Consider the following 14,017-nt stretch of genomic DNA (forward strand, 5'->3'; position numbering starts at 1 on the left):
TCACCCTCCCATCTGCTTCAGCACGGCGGCGAGACTCGCTTGATCGATGTTGGCCAGCGGGAAGTCGGACGGAGTCACGCCGCCGGCTCCGGACTGGCAGTGCTCGACCAGCTCCTTCAGCACGGTCACGTAGCGGGCCGCGAGCCGCTGCACGGTCGCCTCCCGGTGCACGTTGGTGCTGAAATACCACTCGACCAGGAGCCGGCCGTCCGACGTTTGCTCCGCTTCGATGTGCAGCAGGTGGGAACGGTTCCCCTGTTCGTTCTCCGTCGGTCCGCACAGGTCAGCGGAAAGTTCTTCGCGAATCAGGCCGACCGCGTCGTCGCCCGCTGCGTCGAACGCTCCAAGATAGTTGAACAAAACAGGCCGCGCAGGTGCTTCGACAACATTGTCGTCGCGTTCCAGATACCGGAGGACTCCGTAGCCGACGCCACGGCGCGGCACGGTGCGCAGCTGTTCCTTGACCGTCTTGATCAGCTCACCGTCGTCACCGAAACGCTGGTGACGCAGGCGCACCGGGAAGATCGACGTGAACCAGCCGACGGTGCGGGACAGGTCGACTCCGTCGGCGATCGCCTCGCGGCCGTGGCTCTCGAGGTCGATCGTGACGTCGCCGGTGCCCGCCCACTCGCCCAGCGTCCTGACGAGCGCGGCCAGCAGCAGGTCGTTGATCTGCGTGCGGTAGGCCTTGTGGGCCTCACCGAGCAAGACCTCGGTGGACTTCGCGTCCAGCCAGGTGCGGACGGTGTCGGCCGACGCCTCGGTGTTCGCACCGTGGCCGTCGACGGGCACCACCATGACCCGCTCCGTCTGCGCGGCCCAGTGAGCGCGTTCGGCTTCCGGGTTGTCGTCGCGCAGCACTTCGGCCCACTGCTGGTACGACGTCGTCTTCGGCCCGAGCAGACCACCCTGGTAAGCGGTGTCCAGGTCCTCCAGCAGGACGTTCCACGCCACGCCGTCCATGACGAGGTGGTGCGCGGTGAGCCCCAGCCAGGCCGGTTCCGCGCCGCGGTCGAAGTAGAGCGCGGCCACGAGCGGACCGTCCGCCAGGCTCAAGGACATCTGCGCCTCGGTCATGTGCGCCACGACCTCGTCGTCGTCCCCGGCGGTGACAACGCGCAGGACCTGAGTCAGCTCACCGTCGTTGTCCTGCACCCAGGTGTCGCCGTCCCGGCGGAACCTGATGCGCAGGGCGTCGTGATGGGCGATGACGGCGTCGAGCGCCCGCGCGAGTTTCTCCGGGTCGGTGCCGGAAGCCAGTTCGTACACGCCGGACCAGTTCCAGTGATCGCGGTCCGGGATGTCCTGCTCGACGAACCAGTGCTGGATCGGGGTGAGCGGGACGGGACCGGTGACGACACCCTGTTCCGCCAGCATGGCGGTCGGGGTGTCCCGCACGACAGGGGCCAGTTCGGCGATGGTCTGGTGTTCGAACACGTCCGCCACGTCGACGCCCAGGCCGGCGGCACGAGTGCGTGCCACGATCTGCAGGCTCAGGATCGAGTCGCCGCCGAGTTCGAAGAAGTTGTCGTGCACGCCAACGCGTTCGAGGCCCAGCACCTGCGACCACACCTCGGCCAGCACGTCCTCCACGGACGTCCGCGGTGCCTCGAAGACCTCGGCCGCCGTCTCCGGCTCGGGGTCGGGCAGCCCTTTGCGGTCGACCTTGCCGTTCGGCGTGAGCGGCACCGACTCCAGCGCCACGAACACCGATGGGACGAGGTGGTCCGGCACGCGCTCGCGCAGCCAGGTCCGGAGTTCCTTCGAGCTGAACTCGCCTTCTGCGACGACGTACGCCACGAGCCGCTTACCGCCGTGCGGGCCGCCATCACGAGCCACCACAACGACATCACGCACACCGGGGTGATCACCGAGGACGACCTCGACCTCACCCGGTTCGACCCGGTAACCACGGATCTTCACCTGCTCGTCGACACGACCCAGGAACTCGATCGTCCCGTCCGCACGCCACCGCGCCCGGTCACCGGTCCGGTAGAGCCGGCCACCAGCCGGGCCGAAGACGTCCGGCACGAACCGTTCCGCGGTCAGGTCAGGCCGGTTCACGTAGCCACGCGCCACACCCGGACCACCGACCAGCAGCTCGCCGGGAACACCGACGGGAGCCGGCCGCAGCGCGTCGTCGACGATGACGGCGCGGGCTCCGGCCAGCGGAGTGCCGATGGGCACCACGGCTTGCGGGTGGTCCTCCGCCACCGGGTGGAAGATCGAGTCGATGGCCGCCTCGGTCACACCGAACACGTTGCCCGGCACCGCGTTCGGCGCCACCTCCGCCACCGCCGAGGTCAACGCGTCATGCGTCCACATGTCCGTACCCGAGATCACCAGCCGCAGGCTGTCGACGGGACCGGCCGTCCGGCAGTGCGCCGCCAGGTCGCGCAGGAGCATGCCCGGAACGATCTCGGCGATCGCCACGCCGTCACCGGAAAGCGTGCTGTGCAACGACTCCACGGACACGTGTTCGTCGTGCGGCAGGAACACCACCGTCTGCCCGAACGCCAGTGCGCGGGTCATGTCGCCGATCGACACGTCGAAACCGGGGCCCGACATCGACAACACCGCACCCGGACCGCCCAGATCGGCGAGTCCGTCACGCCATCCCGCCACGTACGACGAGAGTGCGCCATGGGTCACGGCCACTCCCTTCGGCCGTCCGGTCGACCCCGACGTGTAAGCGATGTACGCCAACGCGTCCGGGTCGATCCGCACCGGCAGGTCGTCGACGACCGTGCCGTCCAGCACGAGCACCTCGCCGGCGAACCCGGCCAGCTCGCCGGCGAGGCCCTCGGTGGTGACCACCGCGACGGCACCCGCGTCCGCGAGCAGGAACGCGAGACGTTCGCCTGGCAGGCCGGGGTTAACCGGCACGTACACACCGCCGCTGCGCAGCACGCCCTGGAAGGCGATCGCCAGGTCGATCCCGCGCGGCACCAGCACCGCCACCGGCGACTCCGCCGTCACGCCGGCGCGCCGGAGCCGTGCCGCCAGTCCGGCGGAGCGGGCGTCCAGTTCGGCGAACGTCAGGCGCTCGTCGCCGCACTTCGCGGCCACGGCGCCGGTGCGCGCCCAGCCGTGGATCAGCTCGGGCACCGGCGGTTCGGCGATCGGCGCCGGGGTCTCGCCCTGCGCCACGAGCCGCGCGGCCTGCTCCGGACGCTGCAACGGCAGGTCGGCGACGGCCAGTTCCGGCTCGTGGGCGACCGCGGTGAGGACGACGACGAGCTGGTCGAGAACGCGCTCGACGGTGGCGGCGTCGAAGGCGGCCGTGGAGAACTCGGCCTCGATCTTGAGCGTGGACTCCAGGTCGACCGCGAAGGTGAGCGGGTAGTTGCCCTGCTCGACGGATTCGACCGCGTCGGCCCACTCCTCGCCGCTGTCGGCGGGTGCCTCCTCCTGCGGGTAGTTGCCGAACACCACGATGCTGTCGAACAGGCCGCGGCCGTGCGGCACCGCGGACCAGCGCTGCACGTCGACCAGCGGCGTGAACTCGAACCGTTGCAGCGCGACCTGGTTGTCGCGCAGCTCGTGCAACCAGGCGGAGAAGGGCGTCCTGCCGGGGATCTCGGCCCGCACGGGCAATGTGTTGATGAACAGGCCGACCATCGACTCCACCCCGGCCAGATCGGCCGGGCGGCCCGACACGGTCAGGCCGAACACCACGTCGTCCTCACCCGAGGCCGCGGACAGGACCTTGGCCCACGCCGCCTGCACGACCGTCGACAACGTGACGCGCTCGCGCCGGGCCAGCTCGACCAGCCTGGCGGTGACGTTCTCCTCGAGGTGCGTGCGCCGGCGGTCCTGGGCGTAGTGGCTCGCGGCCAGACGATCCACCGGCAGCACGGTGGGCGCCTCGAAGCCGTCCAGGTAGGTGCGCCAGAACCCCTCCGTGGCAGCGGGATCACGCTGCCCGAGCCACGCGATGTAGTCGCGGTACGGACGCACCGGCGGCAACACCTGCCGCTGGTAGGCGACGGACACCTCGTCCATGACGACGGGCAGGCTCCACCCGTCGCACAAACCCTGGTACAGGCCCCAGACGAGCCAGTTCCGCCCGTTGCCCCGGTCGACGAGGTACAGGCGCGTCAACGGCGGCCGGGCGAGGTCGAAGCCGAGCGCGCGGTCGTCCGCCAGCAGTTCCTGGAGCTTGAGCTGCTGTGCGGCCTCGTCGAGATCCGACCAGTCGTGGGTGGTCAGCGGGACGTCGACGCCGGCCAGCACGATCTGCACCGGCTCGCTGACGCCCTCCCAGACGAACCCGCTGCGCAGCGCGGCGTGCCGGGTGATCACCTGGTGCCAGGCACCGGCCAGCCGTTCGGCGTCGATCGGACCGGCCAGGTCGTAGACGCCCTGACCCCAGTAGAGCCCGTCCCCCTCGTCGGGAGCGCCGACGACACCGAACAACATGCCCGACTGCACCGGCGCGAGCCGATGAACGTCCACAAGCGACGGATGGCGTCCCGTGAGCCCGTCGACCTCGTCCTGGGTGAGGGTGGCCAGCGGGAAGTCCGACGGCGTGAACCCACCGACGGCCGACCTGCAGTGCGCGACCAGTTCGCGCAACGCCTCGACGTACCGGGCCGCGACCCGTTCGACGGTGGCGGTGTCGTGGTTGTTCGTGGAGTGGAACCACTCGATCGACAGCCGTCCGTCGGCGGTCTGCTGCACTTCGAGCTGCAACAGGTGCGACCGCGTCCCGCCCTCTCCCTCGCTCGGGCCGGCGAAATCGCCGTCCAGCTCACGACGGATCAGCCCGGCCGAGTCGTCGTTGCCGTCGTGCGCGCCGAGGTAGTTGAACAACACCGGACGCTCCGGCACGTCGGCCAGTTCACCGTGCAACCAACGCAACACGCCATAGCCGACACCACGACGCGGAACCGCGCGGAGCTCTTCCTTCACGGCCTTGATCGCCGTCGCAGGATCCTCCTGGTTCGTCAGGCGCACCGGGAAGATCGAGGTGAACCATCCGACCGTGCGAGACAGGTCCGCGCCTTCGCGGCCGTGGCTCTCCAGGTCGATCGTCACGTGATCACTACCGGCCCACTCACCCAAAGCCTGGGCAAGAGCCGTCAGCAACAGGTCGTTGCCCTGCGTGCGATACGTCTTGTGCGCGTCGCCGAGCAGCGCCGCCGTCGTCTCGGCATCCAGCCACGACTGCACGATCGCCTCGGACGCGTCGACGTTCGGTCCGCCGGCGTCGGCCGGAAGCGCGACCACGTCCGCGGTCGCCGCCAGCCAGTGCTCACGTTCACCGCTGGGATCGTCCTCCTGCAGCTGCAACGCCCACTGCTGGAACGAGGTCGTCTTCGGCGGGAGCGAACCGCCCTGGTAGGCGGTGTCGAGGTCCTCCAGCAGGACGTTCCACGAGACGCCGTCCATCACCAGGTGATGAACGGTCAGACCAAGCCACGCGGGCTGGTCGCCGCGGTCGAAGTAGACGGCGGCGAGAAGCGGGCCATCGGCCAGGCGCAACGACTTCTGCGCCGCCGTCATCTCCGCGACCACATCTCCGTCGGTGACGCGCAGGAGCCCGCCACCGTCGACCGGAGCGTTGTACTGGTCATCCGCGCTGAAGCGGATCCGCAGCGCGTCGTGGTGAGCGACGAGGACGTCGAGCGCCCGGCCCAGCCGATCGGGATCGGTACCGGGTGCCAGCTCGAACATTCCCGACCAGTTCCAGTGGTCCCGGTCAGGGATGTCCTGCGCCAGGAACCACCGCTGGATCGGCGTGATCGGGACGGGACCGGTCACCACACCCTGCTCGGCCAACGACTCCGCCGGAGCGTCACGCACTGCTGACGCCAGCTCCGCCACCGACTGGTGCGCGAACACGTCCGCCACGTCGATGCCGAGTCCGGCGGCACGAACCCGAGCCACGATCTGCAGACTCAGGATCGAGTCGCCGCCCAGCTCGAAGAAGTTGTCCTGCACGCCAACGCGTTCGACGCCCAGCACACCGCTCCACACCGCGGCGAGGGTCTCCTCGGCCGCGGTCCGGGGTGCGACGTACTGCTCACCGGCCGACTCGGGCTCCGGGTCAGGCAGTCCTCGCCGGTCGACCTTGCCGTTCGGCGTCAGCGGCAACCTGTCCAGCGCCACGAACACCGACGGGACCAGGTAGTCCGGTACCCGCTCCCGCAGCCAGGCACGCAACGCCGAACCGCTGAACTCCCCTTCCGCGACGACGTACGCCACCAGCCGCTTGCCACCGTGCGGACCACCATCACGAGCCACCACAACAACATCACGCACATCGGGGTGATCACCGAGGACGACCTCGACCTCACCGGGCTCGACCCGGTAACCACGGATCTTCACCTGCTCGTCGACACGACCCAGGAACTCGATCGTCCCGTCGGCGCGCCACCGAGCCCGGTCACCGGTCCGGTACAACCGACCGCCGGAACCACCGAACACGTCGGGAACGAACCGCTCCGAAGTCAGGTCAGGCCGTCCCACATAACCTTGGGCCACACCCGGACCGCCGACCAGCAACTCACCAGGCACGCCCACCGGCACTGGTCGCAACGACCCGTCCACCACGAAGGCCTGCGCACCCGCCAACGGCGTGCCGATCGGCACCACGGCGGCAGGGTGGTCACCGGTCACGGCGTGGAAGATCGAGTCGATCGCCGCCTCGGTCACACCGAACACGTTGCCCGGCACCGCGTTCGGCGCCACCTCCGCCACCGCCGAAGTCAACGCGTCATGCGTCCACATGTCCGTACCCGAGATCACCAGCCGCAAGCTGTCCACGGGACCGGCCGTGCGGCAGTGCGCCGCCAGGTCGCGCAGGAGCATGCCCGGCACGATCTCCGCGATCGCCACGTCGTGCGTGCGCAGGGTGTGGTGCAGCGACTCGACCGAAACGTGCTCGTCGTGCGGCAGGAAGACCACGGTCTGCCCGAACGCCAACGCACGCGTCATGTCACCGATGGACACGTCGAACCCAGGACCCGACATCGACAACACCGGGCCCGGGCCACCCAACGCGCGCAGCCCGTCACGCCACCCGGCCACGTACGACGAAAGCGCGCCATGGGTCACCGCCACCCCCTTCGGGCGGCCCGTCGAGCCAGACGTGTAAGCCACGTAAGCCAACGCGCCGGGATCAATGCGGACCGGCACCGCGTCGAACACCGGCGACGCGTCGTCCAGCACCAGCACCTCGCCGGTGAAGCCGGCCAGAGCCCCGGTCGTGACGGCGACAACGGCGCCGACATCGGCCAGCAGGAACGCAAGACGTTCCGCGGGAAGCCCCGGGTTGACCGGCACGTAGACACCGCCGGCACGCAGCACGCCCTGGAAGGCCACCGCGAGGTCGATCCCACGCGGCACCACCACGGCGACCGGCGATCCGACTGTCACACCGGCCTGCTGGAGGCGGGCGGCCAGGGCATCGGCCCGATCGCCCAGCTCGGCGAACGTGAGCCGGTCGTCACCACAGATCACCGCGACCTCGGAAGAGGACCACCCGGCGATCAGGTCCGGCACCGGCAGCTCAGCCGCGGGCGGAGCCGTGCTCCCCCACTCGACGATCTCGGCAGCCTGCGCCGGGCGCTGCAAGGGGATGTCCCGCACCCGCAGGCCCGGCCGCTGCGCCACCGCGGTCAGCACGACCACCAGCTGGTCGAGGATCCGTCCGACCGTGACCGCGTCGAACGCCGCTGTGGAGAACTCGGCCTCGATCTTGAGCGTGGCCTCCAGGTCGACCGCGAAGGTGAGCGGGTAGTTGCCCTGCTCGACCGACTCGGTGGCCTGCAACCAGTCCTCGCCCAGGTCCTCCGGCCGCTCCTCCTGCGGGTAGTTGCCGAACACCACGATGGAGTCGAACAACGAACGGCCGTGCGGCACGGCAGACCACCGCTGCACGTCCACCAACGGCGTGAACTCGAACCGTTGCAGCGCAACCTGGTTGTCCCGCAGGTCGTGCAGCCACGACGTGAACGGCGCGTCCGCGGGCACGACCGTCCGGACCGGCAGCGTGTTGATGAACAGTCCGACGATCGACTCCACCCCGGCCAGATCGGCCGGACGGCCAGACACGGTCAGGCCGAACACCACGTCGTCCTCACCGGAGGTGTCCGCGAGGACCTTGGCCCACGCGGCCTGCACGACCGTCGACAACGTGACGCGCTCGCGCCGGGCCAGCGCCACCAGTTCGGCGGTCACATCCTCGTCGAGGTGCGTGCGCCGGCGGTCCTGGGCGTAGTGGCTCGCGGCCAGACGATCGGCGGGCAGCGGAGTCGGCGCCTCGAACCCACTCAGGTACTCGCGCCAGAAGGCTTCCGGCTCGGCCGGGTCACGCCCGTCGAGCCACGCGATGAAGTCCCGGTAGGGCCGGGTCGGTTCGAGCGCGCTGCCCTGGTAGGCGGCGGTGACCTCGTCCATGACGACGGGCAGGCTCCACCCGTCGCACAAACCCTGGTACAGCCCCCAGACGAGCCAGTTCTGCCCGTCGCCCCTGTCCACGACGTAAAGCCGCATCAACGGCGGCCGGGCCAGGTCGAAGCCGAGCGCGCGGTCGTCCGCCAGCAGCTCTTCCAGCCGCACCTGTTGTGCGGCCTCGTCGAGCCCGGACCAGTCGTGGACCGTCAACGGCATCTCGACATCGCCGAGCACCACCTGAACCGGCTCCGCCACGCCCTCCCACACGAAGCCGCTCCGCAGGGACGCGTGCCGGGTGATCACCGCACGCCAAGCCGCCTCGAACCGCTCCACGTCGATCGGGCCCGCGAGGTCGTAAACGCTTTGCCCCCAGTAGAGCCCGTCGACAGGAGAACCGACGACACCGAACAACATGCCCGACTGCACCGGCGCCAACCGGTACACGTCCACCAGCGGATAACGCTCCGAAAGCCCGTCGACCTCGGGCTGGGTCAGCGACGCCAGCGGGAAGTCGGACGGCGTGAAGCCACCGGCCGACCGGCAATGCGCGACCAACTCGCGCAACGCCTCGACGTACCTGGCCGCGACCCGCTCGACGGTGGTGGTGTCGTGCCGGTTGGTCGAGTGGAACCACTCGATCGACAACCGGCCGTCAGCGGTCTGCTGCACCTCGAGCTGGAGCAGGTGCGACCGGGTTCCACCCTCGCCCTCGCTCGGACCGGCGAGAGCACCATCCAGCTCACGACGGATCAGCCCAGTCGAGTCGTCATTCCTGTCGTACGCGCCGAGGTAGTTGAACAGCACCGGCCGATCCGGCACATCGACCAGTTGCAACGCGCCATAGCCCACACCAAGACGCGGAACAGCGCGCAACTCCTCCTTGACCGCCTTGATCGCCGCATCAGGTTCGTCGTGACGGCTCAACCGAACCGGGAAGATCGACGTGAACCAACCGACCGTGCGCGACAGATCCGCACCTTCACGGCCGTGGCTCTCCAGATCGATCGTGACGTGGTCACCACCGCTCCACTCCCCCAAAGCCTGGGCAAGAGCCGTCAGCAACAGGTCGTTGCCCTGCGTCCGATACGCCTTGTGCGCGTCACCGAGCAGAGTCGCCGTCGTCTCGGCATCCAGCCACGACTGCACGATCGCCTCGGACGCATCCGTGTTCGGTCCGTCGCCGTCCGCCGGAAGCGCGACCACGTCCGCGGTCGCCGCAACCCAGTGCTCACGTTCGCCGGCGATGTCGATGGTCTGGAGCTGTTCGGCCCACGCCTTGAACGACGTCGTCTTCGGCGCCAGCACACCACCCCGGTAGGCGACGTCGAGGTCCTCCAGCAGGATGTTCCACGACACCCCGTCCATCACCAGGTGGTGCACCGTCAAGCCGAGCCACGCAGGCTGCGGACCACGATCGAAGAACACAGCCGCCACCAGCGGGCCATCGGCCAGCCGCAACGACTTCTGCGCCACGGTCATCTCCGCGACCACGTCGTGGTCGCCCTCGACCACACGCAGGAACCCGGTCTCCACCGGCGCGTTGTACTGGCCGTCCGGGGTGAACCGGATGCGCAACGCGTCGTGGTGCGCCAGCACAGCGTCCAACGCCGACGCGAGGCGACCGGGATCGGTGCCCGGTGCGAGCTCGAACATGCCCGACCAGTTCCAGTGGTCCCGGTCGGGGATGTCCTGAGCCAGGAACCAGCGCTGGATCGGCGTGAACGGAATCGGGCCTGTGACGACACCCTGCTCGGCCAGCGACTCCGCCGGGGCATCACGTACGACGAGAGCGAGTTCGCCGATGGTCTGGTGGGCGAACACGTCCGCCACGTCCACACCCAGACCGGCGGCACGGGTACGCGCCACGATCTGCAGACTCAGGATCGAGTCTCCGCCCAGCTCGAAGAAGTTGTCATGCACGCCAACACGTTCCGCACCGAGAACCTGTGACCAGACGGCCGCCAGGACTTCCTCGGCAGCGGTCCTCGGCGCGACGTACGCCACGCCGGACGTCTCGGGCTCGGGGTCGGGCAGTCCTCTGCGGTCCACCTTTCCGTTCGGCGTCAGCGGAAGGCGGTCCAGCGCCACGAACACGGACGGCACCAGGTAGTCCGGCACCCGCTCCCGCAGCCAAGACCGCAGAACCGAACCGCTGAACTCCCTCTCAGCCACAACGTACGCAACGAGCCGCTTGCCGCCGTGCGGGCCGCCATCCCTGGCCACCACGACGACATCACGCACATCGGGGTGATCACCGAGGACGACCTCGACCTCACCGGGTTCGACCCGGTAGCCGCGGATCTTGACCTGCTCGTCGACCCGCCCGAGGAACTCGATCGTGCCGTCCGCACGCCACCGCGCCCGGTCACCGGTGCGGTACAACCGCTCACCGGCCACACCGGGCACGAACCGCTCCGCCGTCAGATCCGGACGCCCCACATACCCCTGGGCCACACCGGAACCACCGACCAGCAACTCACCCGGGACACCCACCGGAACCGGCCGCAACGACCCGTCCACCACATACGCCTGAGCACCCGCCAAAGGCCTGCCGATCGGCACCACGGCGGCGGAACGATCCTCACCCACCGGGTGGAAGATCGAGTCGATCGCCGCCTCGGTCACACCGAAGACGTTGCCCGGCACCGCGTTCGGCGCCACCTCCGCCACCGCGGTCGTCAACGCGTCATGCGTCCACAGGTCGGTACCGGAGATCACCAGGCGGAGGCTTTCCACCGGCCCCGCGGTCCGGGAGTGGGCCGCCAGATCTCGCAGGAGCATGCCGGGCACGATCTCCGCGACCTCGACCGAGTGCTCGACCAAGGTGTGGTGCAACGACTCCACCGTCACGTGCTCGTCGTGCGGCAAGAACACGACGCGCTGACCGAACGCCAACGCCCGCGTCATGTCCCCGATCGACACGTCGAACCCAGGACCCGACATCGACAACACCGCACCCGGACCGCCCAGGTCGGCGAGCCCGGCACGCCATCCCGCCACGTACGACGACAACGCGGCATGGGTCACCGCCACCCCCTTGGGGCGGCCCGTCGAGCCCGACGTGTAAGCGATGTACGCCAGGGCGTTCGGGGCGACCGGGGCAAGCGGTTCACCAGGCTCCGCGGACACGTCGTCCACCAGCAGCACTTCTCCGGTGAAGCCGCCCAAAGCCGAGGTCGTGACAGCGGCGACCACACCGGCATCGGCCAGCAGGAACGCGAGCCGTTCGGCAGGAAGCCCAGGATTGATCGGCACGTACACGCCGCCAGAGCGCAACACGCCCTGGAACGCCACCGCCAGCTCGATTCCGCGCGGCACCACGACCGCCACCGGCGACCCCACCGCCACGCCGGCCCTTTGCAGCCGTGCGGCCAGCGCGTCGGCCCGAGCGCCCAGCCGAGCGAACGTGAGGCTCTCCTCACCGCACACCACCGCCACGGCATCCGGCGTCGCGTGAGCCCAGCCGCCGACGAGGTCGGGCACCGGCAGTTCGGTCACCGGTTCCGGCGTCCTCCCCCACGCCACCAACTCCGCCGCCTGCTCGGGGCGCTGCAACGGCACGTCGCCGACCGCGAGCTCCGGCTGTTCCGCGACAACCGTGAGCACGACCACCAGCTGGTCGAGGATCCGCTCGACGGTGGCGGCGTCGAAGGCGGCCGTGGAGAACTCGGCCTCGATCTTGAGCGTGGTCTCCAGGTCGACCGCGAAGGTGAGCGGGTAGTTGCCCTGTTCCACCGACTCGGTGGCCTGCACCCCGCCCAGGTCCTCCGGCAGCTCCTCCTGGGGGAAGTTGCCGAACACCACGATGCTGTCGAACAACGCTCGGCCGTGCGGCACGGCAGACCACCGCTGCACGTCCACCAACGGCGTGTGCTCGAACCGTTGCAGCGCAACCTGGTTGTCCCTCAGCGCGGGCAACCACGCGGCGAACGACGTGTCGGCAGGCACCGCGGCCCGCACCGGCAGCGTGTTGATGAACAAGCCGACCATCGACTCCACCCCGGCCAGATCAGCCGGACGGCCCGACACGGTCAGGCCGAACACCACGTCGTCCTCGCCGGACGACGCGGACAACACCTTGGCCCACGCCGCCTGCACGACCGTCGACAACGTCACGCGCTCACGTCGCGCCAAGTCCACCAGCCCGGCCGTGACGGCCTCGCTCAGGTGTGTGCGCCGGCGGTCCTGGGCGTAGTGGCTCGCGGCCAGCCGGTCCACCGGGAGTGCCGTCGGTGCCTCGAAGCCGTCCAGGTAGGTGCGCCAGAACCCTTCCGTGGCAGCGGGATCACGCTGACCGAGCCACGCGATGTAGTCGCGGTACGGCCGCACCGGCGGCAACGCCTGCCGCTGGTAGGCGACGGACACCTCGTCCATGACGACGGGCAGGCTCCACCCGTCGCACAACCCTTGGTACAGGCCCCACACGAGCCAGTTCCGCCCGTTGCCCCGGTCGACGAGGTAGAGCCGGATGAGCGGCGGGTGAGCGAGATCGAACCCGAGTGCGCGGTCGTGGTCCAGGAGCTCCTGGAGCCGGACCTGTTGGGCGGCCTCGTCGAGACCCGACCAGTCATGGGTCGTCAGCGGCACGTCGACGTCGACCGGCACGACCTGCACCGGTTCGCTGACGCCTTCCCACACGAACCCGCTCCGCAGCGGCGCGTGCCGGCCGACCACCGCACGCCACGCCGCCGCCAGCCGCCCGGCGTCGATCGGGCCGGCCAGCTCGTAGACGTTCTGCGCCCAGTAGAGGCCGTCGACGGAAGAGCCCACGACACCGAACAACATGCCCGACTGCACCGGCGCCAACCGGTACACGTCCGCCAGCGGATAGCGCTCCGCCAGCAGGTCGACCTCTCGCTGGGCCAGTGCCGCCAACGGGAAGTCCGAAGGCGTGAACCCGCTGGCGGACCGGCAATGCGCGACCAGTGCGCGCAAGGCCTCGACGTACCGGGCGGCAACCCGTTCGACGCTGGCGGTGTCGTGCACAGCGCCTGAGTGGAACCACTCGATCGACAGCCGCCCGTCGGCGGTCTGCTGCACCTCGAGCTGCAACAGGTGCGAGCGCGTCCCGCCCTCACCCTCACTGGGCCCGGCCAGGTCCGCGGGCAGTTCCCGGCGGATCAGCCCCGCCGAGTCGACGGCGTCGTACGCCCCGAGGTAGTTGAACAACACCGGACGATCCGGCACGTCGGCCAGCTCTCCGTGCAGCCAGCGCAACGCGCCGTAGCCGACACCGCGGCGCGGAACCGACCGCAGCTCCTCCTTCACGGCCTTGATCGCCGCACCGGGTTCGTCGTGACGGCTCAACCGAACCGGGAAGATCGAGGTGAACCAGCCGACCGTGCGAGACAGGTCCGCGCCTTCACGGCCGTGGCTCTCCAGATCGATCGTCACGTGATCGCTACCAGCCCACTCACCCAATGCCTGGGCAAGAGCAGTCAGGAGCAGATCATTGCCCTGCGTGCGGTACGCCTTGTGCGCGTCACCGAGCAACGCCGCCGTCGTCTCGGCATCAAGCCACGACTGCACGACCGCACCGGACGCCTCGGAGTTCGGCCCGTGCCCGTCCACCGGAACGACCGTGACGTCCGCCGTCGTAGCGGCCCAGTGGTCG

The 14,017-nt window shown here is 69.6% G+C and carries 1 protein-coding gene (cut by a window edge); it reads right to left on the bottom strand.

Annotation, left to right across the window (positions count from 1 at the left end; all coding sequences use genetic code 11):
- Positions 1 to 14,017 carry the end of a non-ribosomal peptide synthase/polyketide synthase gene (locus tag SK571_RS16715; protein WP_319985005.1) on the bottom strand. 16,865 nt of this gene lie beyond the right edge of the window, so only the last 14,017 of its 30,882 coding nucleotides appear in the window; its start codon lies off the right edge, out of view; the stop codon is at positions 1 to 3.

Origin of the sequence: Lentzea kristufekii, assembly GCF_033949925.1 — a bacterium.
Classification (GTDB): Bacteria; Actinomycetota; Actinomycetes; order Mycobacteriales; family Pseudonocardiaceae; genus Lentzea; species Lentzea kristufekii.